This is a genomic window from Pacificimonas pallii (assembly GCF_019204005.1).
GTDB classification, from domain to species: Bacteria; Pseudomonadota; Alphaproteobacteria; order Sphingomonadales; family Sphingomonadaceae; genus Pacificimonas; species Pacificimonas pallii.
The window spans coordinates 95277-117672 of sequence record NZ_JAGSPA010000002.1; the positions used below are offsets into that span (position 1 = coordinate 95277).

At 62.4% G+C, this 22396-nt stretch carries 17 protein-coding genes; 6 read left to right on the top strand and 11 right to left on the bottom strand.

Going from position 1 to position 22396, the window contains the following annotated elements; genetic code table 11:
* Positions 1-40: 40 nt before the first annotated feature.
* Both KCG44_RS05590 and KCG44_RS05595 read left to right on the top strand, forming a co-directional pair.
* Positions 41-2368 carry a TonB-dependent receptor gene (locus KCG44_RS05590; protein ID WP_218444829.1) on the top strand — a complete coding sequence of 776 codons (2328 nt, stop codon included), beginning with the start codon at positions 41-43 and terminating at the stop codon, positions 2366-2368.
* An 84-nt stretch (positions 2369-2452) separates the two neighbouring features.
* A complete protein-coding gene (locus tag KCG44_RS05595; protein WP_255536374.1) occupies positions 2453-2764 on the top strand; it encodes an excalibur calcium-binding domain-containing protein in 312 nt (103 codons plus the stop codon).
* Between the two features lie 110 nt (positions 2765-2874).
* Here the strand turns inward: KCG44_RS05595 and KCG44_RS05600 are convergent, their stop codons facing one another.
* Genes KCG44_RS05600 through ppa form a run of 3 tightly spaced genes read right to left on the bottom strand, consistent with a single transcriptional unit; the run spans position 2875 to position 6868 of the window.
* A complete protein-coding gene (locus KCG44_RS05600; RefSeq protein ID WP_218444830.1) occupies positions 2875-4788 on the bottom strand; it encodes a M61 family metallopeptidase in 1914 nt (637 codons plus the stop codon).
* On the bottom strand, positions 4785-6338 hold the full coding sequence (locus KCG44_RS05605) for an amidase (protein ID WP_369411931.1): 1554 nt from the start codon (positions 6336-6338) through the stop codon (positions 4785-4787). Before KCG44_RS05605 ends, KCG44_RS05600 begins: the two co-directional genes overlap by 4 nt.
* Positions 6335-6868 carry an inorganic diphosphatase gene (gene ppa, locus KCG44_RS05610; RefSeq protein WP_218444831.1) on the bottom strand — a complete coding sequence of 178 codons (534 nt, stop codon included), beginning with the start codon at positions 6866-6868 and terminating at the stop codon, positions 6335-6337. Before ppa ends, KCG44_RS05605 begins: the two co-directional genes overlap by 4 nt.
* A 114-nt stretch (positions 6869-6982) precedes the next feature.
* Here ppa and KCG44_RS05615 point away from each other — a divergent pair, with 114 nt between their 5' ends.
* On the top strand, positions 6983-9121 hold the full coding sequence (locus KCG44_RS05615; RefSeq protein WP_218444833.1) for a TonB-dependent receptor: 2139 nt from the start codon (positions 6983-6985) through the stop codon (positions 9119-9121).
* A 66-nt stretch (positions 9122-9187) separates the two neighbouring features.
* Positions 9188-9865 (top strand): Crp/Fnr family transcriptional regulator, encoded by a 678-nt coding sequence (locus KCG44_RS05620; RefSeq protein ID WP_218444834.1) that lies wholly within the window; start codon positions 9188-9190, stop codon positions 9863-9865.
* Positions 9866-9983: 118 nt separating this feature from the next.
* Here the strand turns inward: KCG44_RS05620 and KCG44_RS05625 are convergent, their stop codons facing one another.
* From KCG44_RS05625 to KCG44_RS05635, 3 genes are all read right to left on the bottom strand, one after another.
* Positions 9984-11096: an acyl-CoA dehydrogenase family protein gene (locus KCG44_RS05625; RefSeq protein WP_218444835.1), complete on the bottom strand. Its 1113-nt coding sequence runs from the start codon at positions 11094-11096 to the stop codon at positions 9984-9986.
* A 118-nt stretch (positions 11097-11214) separates the two neighbouring features.
* On the bottom strand, positions 11215-12015 hold the full coding sequence (locus tag KCG44_RS05630) for a LytR/AlgR family response regulator transcription factor (RefSeq protein ID WP_218444836.1): 801 nt from the start codon (positions 12013-12015) through the stop codon (positions 11215-11217).
* Positions 12012-13115, bottom strand: a complete 1104-nt coding sequence (locus KCG44_RS05635) for a sensor histidine kinase (RefSeq protein ID WP_218444837.1) — start codon at positions 13113-13115, stop codon at positions 12012-12014. Before KCG44_RS05635 ends, KCG44_RS05630 begins: the two co-directional genes overlap by 4 nt.
* Before the next feature lie 80 nt (positions 13116-13195).
* Between KCG44_RS05635 and KCG44_RS05640 the strand changes: the two genes are divergently transcribed.
* Complete coding sequence (locus tag KCG44_RS05640) at positions 13196-14329, top strand: deoxyguanosinetriphosphate triphosphohydrolase (RefSeq protein ID WP_218444839.1); 1134 nt, start codon at positions 13196-13198, stop codon at positions 14327-14329.
* 316 nt (positions 14330-14645) lie between these two features.
* Here KCG44_RS05640 and KCG44_RS05645 read toward each other — a convergent pair whose 3' ends face one another.
* Positions 14646-16058 (bottom strand): cytochrome P450, encoded by a 1413-nt coding sequence (locus KCG44_RS05645; RefSeq protein WP_218444840.1) that lies wholly within the window; start codon positions 16056-16058, stop codon positions 14646-14648.
* A 131-nt stretch (positions 16059-16189) separates the two neighbouring features.
* Between KCG44_RS05645 and metZ the strand changes: the two genes are divergently transcribed.
* Entirely contained in the window at positions 16190-17398 is a 1209-nt protein-coding gene (gene metZ, locus KCG44_RS05650; RefSeq protein WP_218444841.1) for an O-succinylhomoserine sulfhydrylase, read from the top strand.
* Here metZ and KCG44_RS05655 read toward each other — a convergent pair.
* From KCG44_RS05655 to zwf, 4 genes are read right to left on the bottom strand one after another with little or no spacing between them, the layout of a single operon-like run.
* On the bottom strand, positions 17395-18372 hold the full coding sequence (locus KCG44_RS05655; RefSeq protein ID WP_218444842.1) for a glucokinase: 978 nt from the start codon (positions 18370-18372) through the stop codon (positions 17395-17397). The genes metZ and KCG44_RS05655 overlap by 4 nt on opposite strands.
* Positions 18369-20183, bottom strand: coding sequence for a phosphogluconate dehydratase (gene edd / locus KCG44_RS05660; RefSeq protein ID WP_218444844.1), 1815 nt, complete (start codon positions 20181-20183; stop codon positions 18369-18371). The genes KCG44_RS05655 and edd overlap by 4 nt, the downstream gene beginning before the upstream one ends.
* Positions 20183-20872 (bottom strand): 6-phosphogluconolactonase, encoded by a 690-nt coding sequence (pgl, locus tag KCG44_RS05665; RefSeq protein ID WP_218444845.1) that lies wholly within the window; start codon positions 20870-20872, stop codon positions 20183-20185. The genes edd and pgl overlap by 1 nt, the downstream gene beginning before the upstream one ends.
* Positions 20865-22304: a glucose-6-phosphate dehydrogenase gene (gene zwf, locus KCG44_RS05670; RefSeq protein WP_218444847.1), complete on the bottom strand. Its 1440-nt coding sequence runs from the start codon at positions 22302-22304 to the stop codon at positions 20865-20867. The genes pgl and zwf overlap by 8 nt, the downstream gene beginning before the upstream one ends.
* Positions 22305-22396 lie beyond the last annotated feature (92 nt).

The window sequence follows — 22396 nt, forward strand, 5'->3', positions numbered from 1 at the left end:
GCAGGCATCCGATCATCCTTTCAGCGGAAGCCTTTCCCCCATGACAAAGATAATATTGTTGGCTGGCGCCGCCGCGCTGGTGGCCCTGACCCCTGCCTACGCGCAAATAGCGGCAGTATCCGATGTCGCGGATGAGGCCGCCGATGAAGATGTCATCGTCGTGACGGCCCAGAAGCGTAGCGAACTGATCACCGAAGTCCCGCTGACCGTCACCGCCTATGGCGCGGCGCAGCTGGAGCGGCTGAATGTCAATGAATTCGACGAGCTGAGCGCGTTCGTTCCCGGCCTTAATGTGCAGGAACAGAGTGCCAATAATCCCGGCTTCGTCATCCGCGGCATCACCTCTGATTCGGGCAGTGCGCAGGCCGCGCCGCGCGTCACGATCTATTATAATGGCATCGACGTATCGCGGTCGCGCGGCTCTTACTTCAAACTGTTCGATGTCGAGCGTGTCGAGGTCGTGAAGGGGCCGCAGGCGACCCTGTTCGGCACGGCGGCCACGATCGGCGCGATTTCCGTGCTGACCAACAAGGCCGAGTTTGAAAATTCGGGCGCGATCAGTGCCTCATATGGCAATCTGGATGCCGTCGAGGTCGAAGCCATGGTGAATGTCGCCGGTGAGCGCATCGCCGGGCGCGTGGCGGGCTATTATGAGCGCCGCGACGGCTATGTCCGTAATATTGCAGGCGAGGCCGGGACGGCGAGCGAGAGGCTGGTGGGTATCGATCAGCGCGACCTGAACGGTCTGGACCAGTTCGGGCTGCGCGGCTCGCTGCGCATCGAAGCGGGCGATGGGACGATCGACCTGGTCGCCACTTATGAAGAGCAGAACAATCCGGGGACAGCCTTCGTCTCCGGCACGATTCCGGCGTCGGGCGGTGACACCAGCCCGTTCACCTTTGCCGAACTGGGCGGTATCGCGGATAGCGAGGACGTGCTTGGCATCCGCGAACTGAAGCTGGAGCGCAGGGTGTTCGACGTGAACGCGACGCTGAGCTTTCCCCTTTCCGATGCCGTGACGCTGACGAGTGTGTCGGGCTATCGCACATTCGATAGTCTGGAAACGTTCGACGCCGATGGTTCGGCGCTGCCCTTCCTGGAATTCGCGGAGGATGCCGACGGCCGGCAGATGTCGACCGAATTGCGGCTGTCCTATGACAATGATGACCGCATTCGCGGCTTTGCCGGCGTCAACCTGTTCCACGAGGACGGCACGCAAAGAGTGCCGTTTTCGACGGAGGAAGGCATCTATCTGTTCTGTGCGCAGGGCTTTTGCCAGGACGCGGCGGCACTGGTTGCGGCACCGCAGTTCACCGCGACCGCGACGGGAGGCACGATCACCGCGCTGCCTTACCGGAGTGAATTCACCAATGGCGGCGAAAACAGCGCCTATTCGCTGTTTGCGGACGTCACATTCGCGCCGACGGACAGGGTGGAACTGACCGCTGGCGTGCGCTGGGTGAAGGAAGAGCGGCGGTCGAGTTTTTCCGCCGTGCAGCCCAATGCCGTGCTGCTCGGCGCGCCGCTGCTTCCGGTTGTCGATACAGGAGGGCAGACATTCGTCGCGGATGACAGTTTCAGCGCGTGGCTGCCACGCTTCAACGCGCGCTTTGAGATCATCGACAATGTGAACATCTACGCGACGGTTTCGAAGGGACGGCGGGCCCCGGTCCTGAACCTGGGTGCCAGGGTTGGCGAGAACGGCCCGGTTGCGGACCTGGAGCGCATATCGCGCGAGCAGGTCTGGAATTACGAGGCTGGGATCAAGGGCGCACGGGGGCCATTCAGCGGCAGTCTGGGTGTTTTCTATCAGGACTATTCGAATTTCCAAACCAGCTTCAACACGGGCGCGCAGATCATTGCCGTCGATGCCGGCCAGGCATCGAACTTTGGCGTTGAGGTCGAGGGCAGCCTGCGCATGACCGACTGGCTGCGGGCCTATGCGACCTACGCCTATATCGACGCGAAGATCGACGAGCCTGCGGACAATGCGTTTCCCGGCGTGGATTTCGTCGGCAGCCGCTTCCGTTTGCAGCCAAAGCATTCGGCATCCCTCGGCCTTGATTTCGACTTTGATCTTGGCGGCGGGACGGCGTTGACTTTCACGCCAACGGCGACCTATCGCAGCCAGGTCTTCTTTGAAATTCCGAACAATCCGGCCATTGGCGAGGACGGCTATACGCTCGTTAATCTGCGCGGCGGTGTCAGCTTCGCGGACGGCAGATATGCCGTTCATGGCTTCGCGACCAACCTGTTTGACAAGGCGTTCATCATCGATGGCGGCAATACCGGCGGTGCCTTTGGCCTGCCGACGTTCATCCCCGGTGAGCCCGCGCTTTACGGCGTGGAGATATCCGCTCGTTTCTAGCGCGGCGACAGGTCCATTCCGGACGTGATTCCACCGGGCAAAGCGGTGCGGAATTAGGACATAGCTGTCAGTGCTGTCCACGTGATGGCACGATGGCTCCTGATTCTCTGCCTGGCGGCGATGCCGATCCCGCTTGCCGCGCCCGCGGCCGCCCATGGCGGCGGGCTGGCGGCCGATGGCTGTCACAATGACCGCAAGCGTGGCGGCCGTCACTGTCACCGGGGATCGAAGGATGCCGCGCCGCGCGCGCCAGCACCGGCCCGGCTGATGGGCCAAGACGCCTATTTCGCGAATTGTACGGAGGCGCGCCGCGCAGGTGCGGCCCCTCTGCGCCGCGGCGATCCCGGTTATCGGTCCCGTCTGGACCGCGACAATGATGGTGTCGCCTGCGAATGAACTTTTAAGACATTTTTAAGGGTGGTCATGCCAGAACGCCTCATGCGCTTTTCCCCCATCATCCTTATCGCCGCACTGCTGCCTGTTGCCGAGATGTTGGGCCTGTTCGCCTAACGCGGCTGCAATGCGCGGTCGAGCGGTGCGCGTCCGCTGCCGATTTTTTCCAGATGCGGATAGCGAAGGCCACCGGAATAATCGAGCGTAACGGTGCGGTAGCGATCGCCGTTCCTCAACAGCAGTTCAATGGGCTGAGGATTGCCGCCGGCGGTTTGCCTGATCGCCTCCAGCAGGTCGTCGCTATCGAATTTCACGCCGTTGACCGCCATGATCCTGTTGCCAATGGTGACGCCCTGACCGAACAGCGGGCCGTCCCAGACAACCCGTGAAATCTTTCCGCTTTTTTCGACGATAGCGCCGATCGAGAAGCTGAGGTCGTGGCGTTTGCCGCTGGTGATGTTCGACTTCTCATGCGCGTTGGGTTCATCCTTATAGACAAGCCTGTAGCCACCAAGTTCGATCCCGCGCGCCGGGTCGTCGTTCAACTGGTTCACCCGCTTATCCAGAAAGGCGCGCCAGTCATATTCGTGGACGGCGTTCAGCGTTTCCACGATCTCAGTGAAATCATAGGTGACCGTGCCCCAGTCACCCGGTCCATTGCCCTGACCGGGGCCGAAGAACGCATAAGCGAAATCGTCCAGCGATTTGCGACCGCGCGTCTCGGTACGGATCAGCATGTCCGCCTCCAGCCAGATTAGCGCGCCCTCGACATAATAATCCTCCGACCGCTGATAGTCCCGCCACGGCTGGGGACGGCGGGCGTTGACGGTGGGATCGGCGGTCGTATCGGCGAGCGGACGCCAGTCGCGGCCCTTCATCGTACTATAATAAGCCGCCGATGTCGCAAGATCGCCGAGCACCACGTCTTTTGGCAGAACCTTGGAGCGGACACCCAGAATATTGTCCCAGTAACTTGTCTGCCCCTCATAAACCCAAAGCAGCGAATCCTGCATGGGCGTGCGGTAATCGGGGGTCCAAAGATCGGCGGGGCGGCGGAACTTGCCGTTCCAGCTGTGCACCAGCTCGTGCGGCAGCAGGCCGCGCCGCGCCGGGCTTTTGTCCCATTCGGTGAAGAATTCGCGCTGGCGGGCATTCTCGCTGGACCGCGAATGCTCAAGACCGATGCCGCCCATTTCATCGGTGAGGGCGAGAAGAAAATCATAGCGGTCGAAATGCGCCGCCCCGAACAGCTTCAGCGCCTGATCGACCAGATTGCGATGAACCTCGATATGCTCGTCATCGGCCTGAAGATAGGCGGCGCGGTCGGCAAAGACGTTGAGGTCGACATTGCTGCCAAGGTCCCACGCGCGAAAATGCGCGCCCGCGAACATCGGGCTGTCCACAAGCGTTTCCAAATCGGTTTCGGCGTAGCGAACCGTGCCGCTGCGCGGTTCCCCGTCGATGGCCGAGACCCCTGTCCAGTCCGCGGGCAATTTGACCTGTGGAAGGACACGGATCCGGCGGATGTAATAACCCGCTGGATAGAGCGCGACATCTTCCCACTGGAGATTCAGCATGGCGGGCGCGGCGACGACGCGGCCCTGGTTGCTGGCGGTGGGTGAGAGGAACTCGAAACTGATGTCGAGCCGGGAGGCCCCCTCTGGAACATCGATCCGGAAGGCATAGACGTCGACGGGATCACGCTCCCAGGCGATGGCTGTGCCGTTCGACGAGATTTTCAGGCCGGCAATACGATTGATTTCCCCGCGCGGCGCGTGCTTGCCGGGAAGATATTCAGGATAGCGCAGGACCATCGGGCCGGCATTCGTAACCGGGATGACCTGCTCCACGCGCCAGATACCGCGGCGGATATCGGTGGCGTCGACGTTTAGCTGCATGACGCCGGGATAAGGCAGATCCTGCGCCGGAAGCTCCGCATGCACATAAGCCGGTTCGCTCGGCAGGCTGTTCTGCGCCAGCACGGGCGCAGCGATGATCGCGGTCAGGGCAAGCAGGGCAGATTTCATTCGTCGGTCTCCGGATAGGGTGCGAGGGCGGCATTGCCGGTTTCCAGGGAGGGGCGAAGCGAGACGGACGGATCAATGCCGGCCATTTCTTCATATGCGGCGCCAAGCGCGAGAATATTGGCATCGTCCCATTTCGCACCGATGAAGCTGAGGCCGACCGGCAGGCCGCGATGTTTTCCCATCGGTACGGTCAGATGCGGATAGCCCGCATGGGCCGCCAGATAACCAGCGCCGCCGCCATGCCAGCTATCGCCGTGGACACTGTCAATTAGCATCGCCGGCGCGGTCGTCGGGCCGATGAGCGCGACCACATCATATTCTTCCAAGAGACGGTCAATGCCATTCGGCCCGGAATATGCGGCGACGGCATCGCGAATATCCTGATAATCTTCCGACTGGCGACCGTCGGTCGCCTCAGACAGCACGAATATATTCTGATCGAAAAGCGCAAGTTCGCGTTCGCTTTGCCCGTTAAAGGCGATCAGGTCGGCCAGCGTGCGGACGTCCACCTGCGGCGGCGTCGATGCGAGATAAGCGTTCAGATCGTCCTTGAATTCCTGAAGCAGCAGCTTGAAACTGAGTTCGTCGTCGTCAAGCGCGGTGCCGAGTTCGTCAATGTCGATCAGTTCGGCCCCCGCTGCGCGAAGAACGGCCAGCGCCTCTTCGAAGCGTTCGTCGGTACCGAAACCCGTGGCAAAGCGCATGACGCCCAGCCGAATACCGGCTAGCGATGCCGCATCCACGGCGGCGACATAGTCGGTCCGGCGCCGATCAGCCTCCACGGTCGCGGGATCCGCCGGGTCGCTGCCCGCCATCCAGTTCAGCATGCGCGCGGCATCGCGCACCGTACGGGTCATGGGGCCAGCCGTATCCTGACTCGCGCTGATGGGAATGATGTGCGTGCGGCTGACAAGGCCAACCGTGGGTTTGAAACCGACAATGCCATTCATGGCCGCAGGACAGGTGATCGAGCCGTTGGTTTCCGTGCCGACAGCCATGGAAACCATGCCCGCAGACACAGCGGCGCCGCTGCCCGCCGATGACCCGCAGGGGCTACGGTCAAGTGCGTGCGGATTGCGTGTCTGGCCGCCCACGCCGCTCCAGCCGGATATCGACCCGAAAGAGCGGAAGTTCGCCCATTCCGAAAGATTGGCCTTCCCCAGGATAACGGCACCGGCGCCGCGCAGTCCGGCAATCGCGGGTGCGTCGCGATCGGTGACATTATCTTTCAGCGCAAGGCTGCCCGCCGTTGTCGGCAGCGCGCCTTTCGCCTCGATATTGTCCTTGACCAGAATCGGCTCCCCGTAAAGCGGGCCGCGCACGGCGCGGCGCAGATCCATTGCGCGCGCCTGATCCAGAATGCCGGGTTCCAATGCGATGATGGCATTGACGAAAGGTTCGGTCTTTTCGATGCGCTCGAGAGCGGCGCGCACCTTCGTTTCGGCGGGGCCAGGAAATTCCGAAGGATCGGGACCGGGCTGAGCGGACGCTGTTGTGGCTCCGGCCACACCGGCCAGCATTGCGGCCATAACGAAGGTGGACGGGCTCACTTCGCCTGCTGGGCGCGTTCGATCGCTTCCATGACGATTCGCTCGGCGACCTTGCGATCCTCCCATTTGCCGACGCGTACCCATTTCTCCTTTTCCAAGTCCTTGTAATGCGTGAAGAAATGTTCGATCTGCTGCATGACGATATGCGGCAGGTCGCTGCGTTCGCCAACGCGGTTATAGTAGGGAAACGTCGTTTCGACCGGCACTGCGAGCAGCTTCTCATCGCCGCCCATCTCGTCTTCCAGCATCAGGACGGCGATGGGGCGGCACTTTACGACACAGCCCGGAATGAAGGGCGAGCGCGCGACGACCATGGCATCCAGCGGATCGCCATCAGGCGATAATGTGTGCGGAATGAAGCCGTAATTCGTGGGATAGCGCATCGGCGTGTGCAGGATACGATCCACGAACAGAGCGCCGGAGGCCTTGTCGAACTCATATTTCACAGGTTCGCCGCCGACCGGCACTTCGATGATGACGTTAACGTCTTCGGGGGGATTTTCGCCAATGGCGATCTTGGTGATGTCCATGCGGGGTCATCTAATCGCGAGAAATCCGGCTGTCACCCTTTCAGAGGCTGTTGCATGACAATTGATATAGTGTAACATTGCATTCATTCTTTTCCCTAACAGCCAGAGAAAAACATGTTCCGCCTTTCCCTATTGCTTGCCGCGAGCATTTTGCCCGCCACCACTCTCTACGCCCAGACGTCCGAAGCCGCCGGAGCTGCCCAGGCAGACCGGACACCCGCCGATGATTTCCATGATGAAGCCGACACGATTATCGTCACCGGCGTCGGTCTGAAGCAACTGGACGTGCTGGCAGGTACGTCGGTGCTGGATGGTAAGGATCTGATCCGGAATCTGGAGCCGCAGATTGGTGACGTGCTGACGGGCCTGCCCGGTGTGTCGGCGACCAGCTTCTCACCCGGTGCTTCGCGCCCGGTGCTGCGCGGGTTTCAGGGCGTTCGCGTGCGTGTTCTGACCGACGGGATCGGCGCCATCGATGTGTCCAATACGTCGGCGGATCATGCTGTCAGCATCGACCCGCTGACGGCGGAGCGTGTCGAGGTTCTGCGCGGACCGGCCGTGCTGATCTACGGCAGTCAGGCGATTGGCGGCGCGGTGAATATCATCAGCAAGCAAATCCCGAGACGCGTGCCTGAAGAGGCCGTCCATATCGATGGCCTGGTTAGCCTCGGGACAGCATCCGACCTGCGGATGGGCGGGCTTTCCGCCGATGTCGCGCTGACGCCGGAATTGGTGTTCCATGTCAACGGCGGATACACAAAGACGGACGACCTGTCAGTGGGCGGGTTTACGATCGCGCCTGAGCTGCGTGCCGATCTATTGGCCGAAGCCGCGGAAGACGAAGCGGAGGATCCCGAGGAAGCGGAAGAGCTTCGTGAGGCGGCGGCACAGCGCGACGTGCTGCCCAACAGCGCGACGGAGACACTTTCGCTCGCGTCCGGCCTGGCCTTCGTCAACAGCCGTGGTTCCCTGGGTGTGTCTGTCAGTTATTTCGATACCGACTATGGTGTGCCGGGGCGTCCGGGGACGGGCCACGCGCATGCCGGTGAGGAAGGCGAGGAAGAGGAAGAGGGCGAGGAGGAAGGCGAAGAGCTGGTTTCCATCGCCCTTGAACAATTTCGCGCCGACCTGCGCGGCAACGTCTTGATCGGCGGCAATATCATCGATGAAATCCGGATACGCGCCGGATATGCGGACTATACGCACACGGAATTCGAAGGTGACGAGGTCGGCACCGTCTTTGACGTGACCGGTGTCGAAGGACGCCTGGAACTGGTGCAGCCTGACATTGGCGGCTGGAGCGGCGCAGTCGGCGCGCAGTATTTTTCGCGTGACTTCGTGGCAACGGGCGCCGAGGCTTTCCTGCCGCCAAATGAAACCGAGCAACTGGGCCTTTTCGCCCTGCAGGAGGTGCCAATTGGGCCGTTGCAGCTGGAACTGGCGGGCCGCTACGAACATACCGAGGTGGACGCGCGCAGCTTTGGCAGCCAGAACTTCAACACCGTGTCGGGGGCGATCGGCCTTGCGCATGAACTGCAATCCGGCTTCCGGTTCGGCATTTCCGGGTCGCGCGCCGAGCGGGCGCCGTCGGCCGAGGAACTGTTTTCCAACGGGCCGCATATTGCCACGCAGGCATTTGAAATCGGTGACCCAAATCTGACGACCGAGAAGAGCTGGGGCGCCGAAATCTTCGCGCGCGGCGACGTGGGGCCGGTAACGCTGTCCGCCAGTGTATTCGGGACGTGGTTCGATGATTATATTTACGAGGAGCGCACCGGCGCGGAAGAAGATGACCTGCCGGTGTTCGCCTATCGCCAGCAGGATGCCGATTATATGGGCGTGGAACTGAGCGTTTCCGCGCAACTGTTTGAAGGCGGCGGCTTCACTATCGTTGGCGATGCCGTGGGCGACTATATTCGCGCCGAGCTGACCGATGGTACGGCGGTGCCGCGCATTCCGCCGCTGCGCCTGCTGGGCGGCCTGGAGGCGCAGAGCGATGCCTTTGATGCGCGGGTTGAGGTTGAATGGACCGACGCACAGGACCGCATTGCGGCGTTTGAAACGAGTACGGACAGCTTCACGCTGGTAAACGCATCGGTCGCGTGGCGGCCCTTGGGAACGGAGAATGTGACCCTGCGCTTGCAGGCGGAAAACATCTTTGATGTGGACGCCCGCCGTCACGCGAGCTTCACAAAGGATTTCGTTCCGCTTTCGGGACGGGATTTCCGGGCCAGCCTGAGATTTAGTTTCTGATCGTCCGCCCTGAATTGGACTTGCATTCCACACCCTAAACGCGCTTTTTACGCGGGAAGGGGATGCATGACCGAGCCGGGGCCAGAACTTGTCGATGCAGTAAGGTCGGTGTTTGCGTGTCAGGCGGAGACGGGCAAGGCGATTGCCCGTCTCGCGCAGTCGCGCGGCTATGACGTGCGCGAAACGATCCTGCATCAGGGCGACCGCGCCACGACGAGCTGGCTGCTTTTCAAAGGGCGCGCAAATGCGGTCGCCGTGGGGCAAAACGGCCAGGTCGTCATGCTGGGCGAATATGGCCCGGGCGACCTGCTGGGCGCATTGCCCGGTGAGGAGGTGTCGGAGGCGGATGCGGACGTTATCGCCGCGGAAGCCGTTCGTGCGCTGCTGTTCCGGGCCATGGACCTGCTGTCGCTGGCCGAGCGTCATTCCGAAGTTGGCCTGACCCTGTCCAAGGCGCTGGTGCGCCGCTTGCGCGCCACGTCGCGCCGCATGGTGGCGCAGGTCACGCTTTCTGCCGCCGGGCGGGTCCATGCCGAACTCCTTAGACTGGCGCGCAGCGCTGGTGGTGACGGGATGACGATCGCGCCCCCGCCGATCATGACATCGCTTGCCGCAGAACTGTCGACATCAAGGGAGACCGTATCCCGCACGGTCAGCGCGCTGGAACGGCGCGGTATCGTCCGCCGGGAGAACGGCGCGCTCATCATCACCTCTCCCGCCCGGCTGGAAGAAATGATCGTCTGAAGGAGCGGGCAGGCCGCAGCGCCAGGGAAAGACGCGCTGGCGGCGGTTCGATGCGAGCCTGGGCGATATGCGGCTAGTTACGGGCGCAATGCAGGCAGTCCATAGGTTTCCCGGTCCATCAGCCCATGCTGAGCCGTTCATAGCGGCGCAGGAAATGATCGGTAGGACCGAACTGACTTTCGATCATCGTCGCCCGCTTGAAATAATGGCCAACGGCATATTCATCCGAGATACCGTTGCCGCCGTGCAGCTGCACCGCTTCCTGGCCGCAGAATGTGAGGGCCCGGCCGATCTTCGTCTTCGCCATCGCGACCGCCGACGTATCGGGCAGCTTCAGCGTCGCCATCAGCGTCATCGAGTGCGCCTGTTCCAGTTCCAGCAGCATATCGACCATGCGAAACTGCAAGACCTGAAACTTGGAAATCGGCACGCCGAACTGTTTGCGTTCGCGGGTATAGTCCATGGTCAGGCCGTGCAGCTGGCGCATGACGCCGACCGCTTCGGAACAGAGTGCGGCGATGGCCTCATCGACGACCTTGCGGATGACGGGGCTCGCCTCTCCCTCGGCACCCAGCAAAGCTTCCTTGCCAACACTTGCATTCTCGAACGTGATTTCAGAGGCGATGCCGCCATCCACCAGCGGGTAGTCACGGCGGCTGACGCCCTTGGCGTCAGCGGGGATGACAAACAGTGAAATGCCGCGTGCGTCCGCCGCGTCACCCGATGTCCGCGCGCTGACGATGATGTGCGTTGCGGATGGGGCGTCGCGGACCACGGCCTTATGCCCGGACAGTGTGTAGCCGTCGCCAGACGCCTTTGCGGACACTTCGACATGGTCAAGATTGTAGCGGCCCTTTGGCTCCGCCCATGCAAAGGCGAAGCGGGTGTCCCCGCCGATAATGCCTTCGATAAGGTCAGCGCGGCCTGCCTCGCGCGCGAAGCCGCCGCCGAGCACGACGGTCGAGAGATATGGTTCGACCACGAGCGATTTGCCGATCTCCTCCATGATGATCATGTTTTCGACCGCACCGCCGCCAAGGCCGCCCATGTCCTCGGAGAAGGGCGCGCCGAGGATGCCGAGGTCTTCGGCGAACGCTTGCCAGATCTCCGCGGACCAGCCCGCGTCAGAGCGGCTGATTTTCTGCCGCGTCTCGAAATCGTAGCGATCGCCGAGAAAGCGCTGGAGCGTGTCGCGAACCATGGTCTGGGTTTCGGAATAGTCGAAGTTCATATCGGGCCCTGTCCCTCGTTCAGATGATCATTTATCATCGTGATAAAGACTGCATGCGCGTTCGTCTCCCCTGCCTTTCAGGGAGGGAAGCCAATTTTATCTTTCACATGCCGCGCGATTAAAGGAAGCGCGCGATGACCTCGCGATAGGATCTGCTGACCTTCACCTGCGCGCCCGAGGACAGTGTCAGGAAACTCTCGCCATTGGTGTGCGGTTTCACTTCCTTGACCTGATCCAGATTGACGATGGTGGACCGGTGCACACGCTGGAACATGCGCGGATCAAGGCGCTTTTCCAGGTCCTTCATGGTCTCGCGCAGGATGAGGGTATTGTCGCCGGTATAGATGCACATATAGTCGCCGGCGGCGTCGATACGTTCGATGCTTTCCACACCAATGCGGAAGATCTGGCCGCGATCCTTGATGTTGAGGAGCTTCTCGTAGCGGCTGGCGTCAGTGGCCGCGCCGCCCATCTCCCCATGCGCTTCCGCAGCTTCGGGCGCGACCTCGCTCAGGAGGTCCTTCAGCTGTTTGCGTTCAAGTTCCGCGTTCCGCTCCATCATGCGCTGACGAACGCGCGAGATGGTATCGGCCAGGCGGTCCTGATCGACCGGCTTCATCAGGTAATCGACGGCATGTGCCTCAAACGCCTTGATCGCGAATTCATTATAGGCGGTGACCATGACGAAAAGCGGTGGTTCCATATCCTGCAACGCATTGATGACACTGAACCCGTCAAGGCCGGGCATCTGGATATCCAGAAAGACCAGATCGGGCTTGTGCGTCTTGACCGCGCGTATGGCCTCCCGTCCATTGGCGCATGTCGCCACGATCTCAATGTCCTCATGCGGTGCGAGCCGCATTTCGAGCCCCTTCGTCGCCAACGGCTCATCATCGACCAGAATTGCGCGTATCGTCATGCTGCGGCCTCTTTCATAGCAGTGCCCATCGTCTGATACGGGATATCCAGCCGCGCCACCACGCCGCCTTCCGGTCGTTCAGCCAGCATAAAGCTCGCTTCACCGCCATATTGCTGTGCCAGACGCTCCCGGATGTTGTTCAGACCGACGCCGGCACCATCGATGTAGCTGGGTTTCGCGGCCTGCAAGCCGGGACCGGTATCGGCCACGTCGATGAACACGCGGTCGTTCCCCACAAGGCGGGCCGTGATGGCGATTTCCGCGCCCTCCTCCTGCGGCGTGACGGCGTATTTGATGGCGTTTTCAACGAGCGGTTGCAGGATCATGGAGGGCACGGCCGCATCCGCGGCGCGCGCGTCGATATCGAAACTGGTCTGCAGTCGATTTTCGAACCGCATGCGTTCAATGTCGAAATAGAGCTTCAACGCTTCCAGTTCCTGCGCAAGTGTCACGCGGCTGCCCGGATCCTCGGCTAGGGAATAGCGCAGAAACGAGGACAGCCTGGACAGCATCGCATTCGCCTTGTCGTCTTTCAGCAGTACGAGCGTCGAGATGGAATTCAGCGTATTGAACAGGAAATGCGGGTTCACCTGATAGCGCAGCATGGCGAGACTGGCCTCCGAAGCCTGCGCCTGCACTTTCAGCATGTCCTCATTCTGGTGCGACAGCATCAGGTAGAAGTTGATGCCGAAGTAAAGCCCCGACCACGCGCCGAGCACGCTGATATCGAGGAGGATCGCGCCAAAGAACTGTACGCCCTCCGGCTGGAAATTGGCGTCGTAGAACCGCGAATGCGCCCATACTTCGAGCACGGAAAATACCGATGCCGCGACCGCGATGACGAGCAGGGTCAGCGACCAGACAAAGACCGCGCGCATCTGGATGATGCGGCGGTAGGCCGCCGACATCAGCAGCGTCAGCGAGAAGCCCGTGGCGCTGGCGATCAGGGCCGGAAGGATAAAGGGCAGCTCCGCACCATTGGCGAGCCCGCCAAATGTACGCAGGAAGAAATAGGCGACCCAACCGCCGCCCTGCAGCAACCAGAATGCGCGATTCTTGTCGGCGAAAAAACCTCTGGTACGTTGCGTGTCAGGTTTCATGGCTTCGGACCTAACCGTTCGCGGGCCGCGATGCCATACGGCCTCTCGCCAAGGACGCAAACTCAGCCTAATTCCCGCTTATGCTTTTCCCCTATGCCTGTCACCCCGGCCACTCGCGCGGACGCCTGCACCCGGCGAACCCCTCGGCATTGCGCGATGCCTTCGCGCGCGACCGCGACCGCATCGTCCATTCCAGCGGATTTCGCCGCCTGAAGCACAAGACGCAGGTCTTCGTCGCGCCGGATGGCGACCATTTTCGCACGCGCCTGACACACAGCCTGGAGGTTGCGCAGATCGGCCGGGTGATGGCGAAGGCGCTGGGCGTGCACGAGGCGCTGACCGAGGCGATCTGCCTGGCGCACGATCTGGGGCATCCGCCCTTTGGCCATGTGGGCGAGGATGCCCTGAATGTCGCCATGGCGGATTATGGCGGTTTCGACCATAATGCACATACGCTGCGGGTCCTGTGCACGCTGGAGAGCGCCTATGCCGCGCATGACGGGCTGAACCTGAGCTGGGAGGTGCTGGAGGGACTGGCGAAACATAATGGCCCGGTGACGGCGCCGACCTGGGCGCTGCAAGAGATCGATACCGCGTTTCCGCTCGACCTGGAGACGCATGCCAGTCTGGAGGCGCAGATTGCCGCGCTGGCCGACGATATCGCTTATGACAATCATGATTTCGAGGACGGGCTGAGGGCGGGGCTGTTCAGCCTGGACCAGGCGCTGGAGGTCGATGCCGTGCGCGAAAACTGGGAAGCCGTGCGCGCGCGCTATCCGGATGCGCCGCAGGATCGCCTGATCGCGGAAATGAAGCGCCGCCAGATCGGCCTGATGGTCGAGGATGTGCTGCGGGAGACGAAATCCCTTCTGGCGGCGCTGTCGCCGCGAACGGCGGGCGATATTCGCGGTGCGGGCCGTCAGACCGCCGCCTTTTCCGCGCCAATGGCGGCGGCGGAGCGCGAGATCAAGAGCTTCCTCTATGCCAACATGTACCACCACCCCGCCAGCATCAGGCCGAGGGACAGGGCCGCCGCACTGGTCGGGCAGCTTTTCGAAGACATTTCCCGCACCTCCGCCCGCCTGCCGGAAAGCTGGGAAGCGACGCTCCCCGCCGAAAATCCCGCCCGCGCCCGCCATATCGGCGACTTCATCGCCGGCATGACGGACCGATATGCGCAGCGGTTTGGCGGTGAACTGCAATTGGAGGGGTGAGCGACATGTGTGGTACGGAATTGTGACGGGGCCGACCCTTGTGCGCTCCATAAATCAGTTCGCGGACATTGAGGTCAGATCGCGCTAAAGACTGGATAGGTCATGGCGCGGCGCAGGTCGGTTCGGCAGGGAGCGAAGCGATCTCAATAGACGTCTCCATCAATGGCATTCGTCCACGCTCCACGCCCGGCTACGGGGGGTGATGCGTGCTCTTTCCGGACCGGATGCCCTGCAATTCTCCCTTGCTTATCTTGCTAAAGCGCATGCTGTTTCACCGCAGAGGCTGCGCGGACTCGCCATGCCGGGACGTGTTTTGTCATGCGCGTTTGATGAGCCCCAGAGGCAGGTTGTCGCGCGGCCGCGGGATGGGGACCATCTGCCATTGCGGTTCGTAATTGACCGGAACGTCGATGGTTCGCGCGGCCAGCAGTTCGAACAGGAACACCTTTGCCTGCATATAGGCAAAGTGCAGGCCGAGGCACATGTGTGCGCCGCCGCCGAACGGAACATAGGCATGCTTGTGCCTGACTTTTTCATTCTCGCGGGTGAAGCGTGACGGGTCATAGCGTTCCGGCTCTGGCCAGATGTTGGGATCGCGGTGCACGAGCATCGGGCATAGACCCACATGCGCGCCTGCGGGGATGACATGGTTGTGGAATGTGAAGTCCGCGAGCGCGCGGCGCGGGATGAACGGCACGGGCGGCCGCAGGCGCATGGCCTCCTTGAACGCCCATTCGCACATGTCGAGATCACCGAGGCGGTCATAGGGGATGTCCGCCCCCACCTCCGCGCGCAGCGTTTCGACTTCGTGGCGGATTTTTTCCTGCCAGTCGGGGGTCTTGCCGAGATAGAAGACGGTCGATGACAGCGACGATGTCAGCGTGTCGTGCGCGGCCATCATCAGGAAGTTCATGTGATCGATGACGTCCTGATCGCTGAGCAGTTCTCCCTCCTCGTCGTGAGCGTTGACGACCTGCGTGAAAATATCTTCCGCGTCGGACCCGCGGCGCTTCGGGATTTCCCTGCCGAAATATTCGACGAGGTAGGCGCGGCCCCTCACCCCCTTGCGCATCTGCGTGAAGGGCAGGGGTTTGCGAACGGGCGTCACGGATGCCTGCACCATGTCCACAAAGGCGCGATTGACCTTGTCGGCCTCCGGTCCCCACGGAATGCCGAGAAATGACGATGCGGCGAGGTCGAGCGTCAGATCCTTCATCGCCGGATAGAGTTCCAGCCGTTCCGGCCAGTCGGCGATGCGGCGGCGAATGCCCTCCTGCAACAGCGACAGATATGCCTGCATGGGCTTTGGCTTGAAGGCGACGGACAGTGCCTTGCGGTGGACGCGGTGCTCCTCGAAATCAAGCATCATCAGACCGCGCGGAAAGAGTTTTCCAAGGATCGGATTCCAGCCCTGTTCCGACGAGAAGATGCGATCCCGGTTCATCAGGACCATCTCGTTCGCGTCCGCGCCGACCATCTGTACCGACGGACCGGCGATCGTCTCATATGAGTATACCGGGCCGTACGCCTCCTGCCGCCTCTCCTGCAATGCCAGCGTGTCGTAGAGGAAGTGCTTCACGGCCGCGAGCTTCTGCCACAGGCTGAGCGTGCCGGTCCCCGGCAGGTGGTTCAGTTCCTTCATGGTCGGCTCGCGCAGGCGTCTGTAGCGCTCGGCCGGGGTCGACCCGTCGTCAGTGCGGAACTCTTTGGGGTCTACTGGCGCGTTCATGGCATTTTCCTTTTCGGGCCCAGAATAATGCCAGATTTGAATGGAGTGCAGCTTAACAATTGCACAGGTGTGGCGGTTGGGCATCGTTCACGCGTTGACCGGACGCGCACCTCCGTGCCATGGCGGCGGCCATGAAAAGATCGACAGGACACGACCGGTCCCGCACGCGTGCGTGGAAGCCCGCGACGCAAGCCATTCGCGGGGGCACGCTGCGGTCCGAATTCGGCGAGACGTCCGAAGCGCTCTTCCTGACGTCGGGCTATTGCTATGACGAGGCGGAAATCGCGGCGGCGCGGTTCCGCGGCGACGATCCGGGCATGACCTATTCACGGCTTCAGAATCCGACGGTCGCGATGCTTGAGGAGCGCCTGTGCCTGATGGAGGGCGCCGAGGCGTGCCGGGCGCAGGCGTCGGGCATGGCGGCGATGACGACGGCGCTGCTGTGCCAGCTGTCGGCGGGCGATCACATGGTGACGGCGCGGGCGATGTTCGGGTCATGCAAATGGCTGGGCGACGAGCTGCTGCCGCGTTTCGGTATTGAGGTCACAGTGGTCGATGGGTCCGATACCGATGCCTGGGCGAAGGCCGTACGGCCCAATACGAAACTGTTATTCCTGGAAACGCCCGCAAACCCGACGCTGGAAATCGCGGATATAAGCGCGATCGCGGATATTGCGCACGATGCGGGCGCGAAGCTGCTGGTGGACAATGCCTTTGCGACGCCGGTGCTGCAGAGGCCGATGGAACTGGGTGCCGATATGGTGGCCTATTCCGCAACGAAGATGATGGACGGGCAGGGACGCGTGCTGGCGGGCGCCGTGCTTGGCACGGACGAATTCATCAATGAGACATTGCTGCCGTTCCAGCGGAACACCGGCCCGAACCTGTCGCCGTTCAATGCCTGGGTCGTCCTGAAAGGTCTGGAGACGCTGGAACTGCGCATGACGCGGCAGTCGGAGAATGCCCTGAAAGTGGCAAAGGCGCTGGAAAGCCGCGTGCCGAAACTGCTTTATCCGCATCTGGATTCGCATCCGCAGGTCGATCTGGCGCGTGCGCAGATGCGTGCGGGCGGCACGATCATGTCCCTGTTTCTGGATGGCGGACGGGAACAGGCGCACGGTCTGCTCAACGCGCTCGAACTGGTCGATATCTCCAACAATATCGGGGATTCGCGCAGCCTGATGACGCACCCGGCCTCGACCACCCATTATGGTGTGGGCGAAGAGGGCCGGGCGGAAATGGGGATCACCGAGGGTATGCTGCGGCTGTCAGTCGGTCTTGAGGACCCGGATGATGTCATCGCCGACCTCGATCAGGCGCTGGCTTCGGCGGGACTTTAGCGCGCGACCGGGTTGGCCTGAGCATAAGCGGAAACCGCGCCGTAAAGGCCGGGTTCGGGATGCGTGACCAGCTTGATCGGCAGGTCCTCCATTATGGCGCGATAACGTCCTTTGGCAACGAATCTATCGTGAAAGCCAAGGTCTTTCAGACGCATGCCGATGCGCAGGCCGAGGCCGCCCGCAATGACCACCGGACCGGGGCCGTGACAAAGCGCGATATCGCCTGCGACCGACCCCAGACACATGCCGAACCGGCGGAGCGCCGCGGACGCCAGGCTGCTTTCACCGGACAGTGCGAGCGTCCATAGCGCCTTGTCATCGCCTTTCGGCATGGCGACGCCGTCGATGTCGGCGAGCACCTCCATGATCGTGCGGAAGCCGGGGCCGGAGACAATACGCTCCACCGAGACGCGATCATGTTGTTTGCGCAGCCGGGCGAGCATGCGGTCTTCAATTTCGTCGAGCGGCGCGAAATCGGTATGCCCCCCTTCAGTCGAAATGATTTGAGAGGTGCCGTTATTTCGGCTGAGCAGGGCGACACCAAGGCCGGTACCCGGTCCAATGACGCTGACTGTGCCGCTTTCTGGCAGGGGAATATCAGGACCCGCAAGATGGGCCAGCATCGCGGGCGTTGCCACGCCAACGGCATGGGCGACCGCGGCGAAGTCGTTTATGAGAATGTGGCTATCGACCCCCAGCGCCTCACCGATTGCCTTGCGCCGGACGATCCACGGGTTGTTCGTCATCCTGATCGTGTCGCCGCGCACCGGCGCCGCAATGGCGAGCGCGGCCGCACGGGGCAGGGGGCCGACATGTCGGCCAAAGGCGTCCCACGCCATTTGCAGGCTGCCATGGTCCGCGCACGGCATTTTGACGGGGGCATCGAGGCTGATCGCGCCATCCGCGCCGATTTCGGCAAGGGCGAAGCGGGCATGAGTGCCGCCAATATCGGCGGCAACGAGAGAAGTGGTCATAGCCCCGCCTGCGCGAGCATGGCGGAGCCGCCGCGCTCCGCCTCGTCGGCATGGGCGCGCATCATCGCGAAAAGCTCGCGGCCGAGACCGGGCTGTGCCGCAGGAGCCTGCGCAGGGGGGCGGGCGTCCCATTCCGCCGGGTCGACCAGTGCGGTCGCGGTGCCGGTTTCCGCGCAGAGATGAATGATGTCGCCGTCCCGCACCCGGGCAAGCGGGCCGCCGCCGAGAGCCTCCGGAGAAAGATGAATAACGGCAGGCACTTTTCCTGACGCACCGGACATGCGGCCATCGGTCAGAAGGGCGACGCGATGGCCGCGATCCTGCAATACGCCAAGCGGCGGCGTCAGTTTGTGAAGTTCCGGCATGCCATTTGCGCGCGGACCCTGAAAGCGGACGACCACCACGACGTCCCGGTCCAGCTCCCCGGCCTGAAAGGCGTCGATGACAGCCTCCTGCGTATGAAAGACGCGCGCGGGGGCTTCGATGGTCCAGCGGCCACGATCGACGGCGCTGGTCTTCATCATTGCGCGCCCTAGATTGCCCTGCATCAGACGCATGCCGCCATTGTCGGCGAAGGGCGCAGCGGCGGGCTTCAGCATGCTGTCATCACCGCTTTTAACGGGCGCGGGTGTCCAGACGAGCCGGTCCTCCTTGATCCGGGGTTCCTCCGCATAGGCGGCGAGGTCGGTGTGCCAGATGGTCATGATATCGCGGTGGAGGTGCCCGCTTTCGATGAGTTCGCGGATCACGAAACCCATGCCGCCCGCAGCGTGGAAGCCGTTCACGTCGCCCGGGCCGTTGGGGTAAACGCGCGCGATGAGCGGTGTCGCGGCGCTGAGTTCGTCCATGTCGCCCCAGTCGATTTGTATCCCCGCGGCGCGGGCGATGGCGGGCAAGTGGATGGCATGATTGGTCGAGCCGCCGGTGGCGAGCAGGCCGACGGCGGCGTTCACGACCGCCTTTTCATCGATGCACAGGCCAAGCGGGCGGTAATCGTCGCCGTCCGGACCGATCGCGGCGATGCGGTGGGCGGCTTCGCGGGTCAGCCGCTGACGCAGTTTCCTGCCGGGATTGACAAAGGCCGCGCCGGGAACGTGCAGCCCCATGACCTCCATCATCATCTGATTGCTGTTGGCGGTGCCGTAAAAAGTGCATGTGCCCGCGCCGTGATAGGACGCGCTTTCCGCCTCGAGCAGTTCGTCGCGGCTGGCCTTTCCCTCAGCGTAGAGCTGGCGGACGCGCTGTTTTTCCTTGTTCGCAAGTCCCGACGGCATGGGGCCGGCCGGAACGAGGATCGAGGGCATATGTCCGAAGCGCAGCGCGCCGATGAGCAAACCGGGGACGATCTTGTCGCAAATGCCGAGGAGCAGCGCGCCCTCGAACATCGCATGGCTAAGACCGATCGCGGCGGACATGGCGATATTGTCGCGGCTGAACAAAGACAGCTCCATACCGTCCTGCCCCTGCGTCACGCCGTCACACATGGCGGCGACGCCGCCTGCGACCTGGGCCGTCGCACCGACCTCGCGCGCCCAGACTTTTATCTGTTCGGGGTAACGATAATAGGGCGCGTGCGCCGACAACATGTCATTGAAGGCGGTCACGATGCCGATATTGCTGGCGCGCGCCGCGGCGATGCTCTTCTTGTCATCGCCCGATGCGGCGAAGGCGTGGGCGAGATTGCCGCAGCTTAGCGAGCCGCGCCGAAGCCCCTCGTCACGCTGACGGGCGATGAAATCGAGATAAGCCCGGCGCGTGGGCCGGGATTTCTCGATAATCCGGTCGGTGACCTGCTGGATGGTGTCATGCATCAGCTGCTCCAGAAGATATCGACATCCTGACCAGCCAGAACACGGCCGATGGGAAATAGGGAATGATCGCCCTCTTCCAGCGCGCGCTCAAGCAGATCGCGCTTTTCACCGCCCGTGATGGTGACGATGATATTTGCCGCGCTCCGGATGGCGGCGCGGCTGAGCGTCACGCGCGGGACGGGCGCATCGTCGGGGAGCGGGTTCGGCATTGCGGCAACGACACGGCCATCCGTGTTCAACGCTTTTTCAAGATCGAGGCCGGGAAAGATCGACGCGGTATGACCGTCTGCCCCCATGCCCAGCCAGACAATGTCCGGCGGCCATTTCAGCATGGCGAGGCGGCTTTCCGCATCGGCAGCCGCACCGCTCCGGCTGGTGTCGTCGCCGAGCAAGGCGAGCGTCGCCGCATCCGTGTCGGCGAAAGCCTGCTCGATCATCCCGAAATTCGACAAGGGATCACCCGGCGGCACCAGGCGCTCGTCGCCCGGCACAACGGTAACCTTGTTCCAGTCGGCCGACATGCCGCAGAGCGCGGCGAAGACCGGGACAGGTGTCCCGCCGCCGGGAACGAACATCAGGGCGGTTCCCTTGATCGTGATGGTGTTGCGCAGCGTCCGCGCGATTTTATCCGCCGCTGCGTCCGCCATTTCTTCCCGGTCGGCATATTTGTGCCAGCGATATTCAGTCATTCCAGCTCACTCCATCACGCTCGGTCAGGGCAATGCCGGCGGCAGGCCCCCAGCCACCTGCGGAGTAGGATTTCAGATCGAGACCGGACTTCCTGCGGGTTTCGCGGATGGCATCGACCCAGCGCCACTGCGCCTCGACCTCATCGCGGCGAACGAACAGCGTCGGGTCGCCGTCGATCAGGTCGAGGAGCAGGCGCTCATAGGCGATGCGGCGCGGCCGCGCCTTGAAGGTTTCCGACAGGCTGAGGTCGAGCGGCACCTGCCGCAGCGTGACTTCGCCGCGATCAAGCCCGGGTTCCTTCGCCATGACGAGGAGGCGGACATATTCCTCTGGCTGCAGGCGGATGACGAGACGGTTCGCCGTCAGTTTCGCGCCGCGCGACGCGAAAATGGAATGCGGAACGCATTTGAACTGAATGACGATTTCAGACCGGCGCTCCGCAAGGCGCTTTCCCGTACGCAGATAGAATGGCACGCCCTGCCACCGCCAATTGTCGATATGCGCCTTCAACGCGACAAAGGTCTCCGTATCGGATGTGCCGCCCAGATCTTCAAGATAACCCGGCGCGGCTTCTCCTGCGCTGGAGCCGGGGCCGTATTGACCGAACACCATTTCCTCATCGGACACAGGGCGCAGCGCGCGCAGGACCTTTACCTTTTCATCGCGCACAGATGTGGAGTCGAGATCGGCGGGCGGCTCCATCGCCGTCAGCGCAAGCAGCTGCAGCATGTGATTTTGCACCATGTCGCGAAGCGCGCCGGTATCGTCGTAGAAACCGCCGCGCCCCTCAAGCCCCACAGTTTCCGCCACCGTGATCTGTACATGGTCGATACCCCCGGCGTTCCATAGCGGTTCGAACATCATATTGGCAAAGCGCAGGACCATGAGGTTCTGCACGGTTTCCTTGCCCAGATAATGGTCGATGCGGAACGTCCGCTCCTCAGGGAAGGCATTGGCAACGGCGTCGTTGATCTGGCGCGACGTTTCGAGGTCGAGGCCGAGCGGCTTTTCCAGCCCTATGCGCGCGCCGTCCGCGATGCCCGCCGCTTTCAGGCCCGCAATGGTCGGTTCGAAGAATTGCGGCGCGGTGGAAAGGAAGATGGACAGATCGCCGCCAGAGCCGCCGACCGCTTTTGCAAGATCGTCGAACCCGTCCGGGGTCGTCACATCGACGGGGAGGTAGCGCAGGCGTGCCAGAAACCCCTCGATCCTATCCGTAACGACGCGGTCCTTGGGCAGATGGGCTTCTATGGCCGCGCGCGCGGTGGCGCGAAATTCGTCGTCTGACAATCTGCTGCGCGCCGTGCCGACGATATTGAGACCGCCGGGCAGAAGTCGATCGACATGCAAAGCGTATAAAGACGGCAGTAACATCCGCCGCGAGAGGTCGCCTGTAGCGCCGAATAGAATGAGGCTGGCAGGACGGTTCATGAACGCTGTCTTCCCGAAATCCGGATTGCCGGGACGTGCCCTCTATACCAATGACAACGAAGTCAATAGCTGTGCACGCAGCCAGTTTATAA

What these genes read in the sequence shown, in the direction of transcription:
- edd (WP_218444844.1), bottom strand. Translation starts at nt 20,183, where the DNA reads ATGCATGACACCATCCAGCAGGTCACCGACCGGATTATCGAGAAATCC.
- metZ (WP_218444841.1), top strand. Translation starts at nt 16,190, where the DNA reads ATGAAAAGATCGACAGGACACGACCGGTCCCGCACGCGTGCGTGGAAG.
- KCG44_RS05645 (WP_218444840.1), bottom strand. Translation starts at nt 16,058, where the DNA reads ATGAACGCGCCAGTAGACCCCAAAGAGTTCCGCACTGACGACGGGTCG.
- KCG44_RS05595 (WP_255536374.1), top strand. Translation starts at nt 2,453, where the DNA reads ATGGCACGATGGCTCCTGATTCTCTGCCTGGCGGCGATGCCGATCCCG.
- KCG44_RS05620 (WP_218444834.1), top strand. Translation starts at nt 9,188, where the DNA reads ATGACCGAGCCGGGGCCAGAACTTGTCGATGCAGTAAGGTCGGTGTTT.
- KCG44_RS05655 (WP_218444842.1), bottom strand. Translation starts at nt 18,372, where the DNA reads ATGACCACTTCTCTCGTTGCCGCCGATATTGGCGGCACTCATGCCCGC.
- KCG44_RS05635 (WP_218444837.1), bottom strand. Translation starts at nt 13,115, where the DNA reads ATGAAACCTGACACGCAACGTACCAGAGGTTTTTTCGCCGACAAGAAT.
- KCG44_RS05630 (WP_218444836.1), bottom strand. Translation starts at nt 12,015, where the DNA reads ATGACGATACGCGCAATTCTGGTCGATGATGAGCCGTTGGCGACGAAG.
- KCG44_RS05640 (WP_218444839.1), top strand. Translation starts at nt 13,196, where the DNA reads ATGCTTTTCCCCTATGCCTGTCACCCCGGCCACTCGCGCGGACGCCTG.
- KCG44_RS05615 (WP_218444833.1), top strand. Translation starts at nt 6,983, where the DNA reads ATGTTCCGCCTTTCCCTATTGCTTGCCGCGAGCATTTTGCCCGCCACC.
- pgl (WP_218444845.1), bottom strand. Translation starts at nt 20,872, where the DNA reads ATGACTGAATATCGCTGGCACAAATATGCCGACCGGGAAGAAATGGCG.
- zwf (WP_218444847.1), bottom strand. Translation starts at nt 22,304, where the DNA reads ATGAACCGTCCTGCCAGCCTCATTCTATTCGGCGCTACAGGCGACCTC.
- KCG44_RS05590 (WP_218444829.1), top strand. Translation starts at nt 41, where the DNA reads ATGACAAAGATAATATTGTTGGCTGGCGCCGCCGCGCTGGTGGCCCTG.
- KCG44_RS05600 (WP_218444830.1), bottom strand. Translation starts at nt 4,788, where the DNA reads ATGAAATCTGCCCTGCTTGCCCTGACCGCGATCATCGCTGCGCCCGTG.
- KCG44_RS05625 (WP_218444835.1), bottom strand. Translation starts at nt 11,096, where the DNA reads ATGAACTTCGACTATTCCGAAACCCAGACCATGGTTCGCGACACGCTC.
- ppa (WP_218444831.1), bottom strand. Translation starts at nt 6,868, where the DNA reads ATGGACATCACCAAGATCGCCATTGGCGAAAATCCCCCCGAAGACGTT.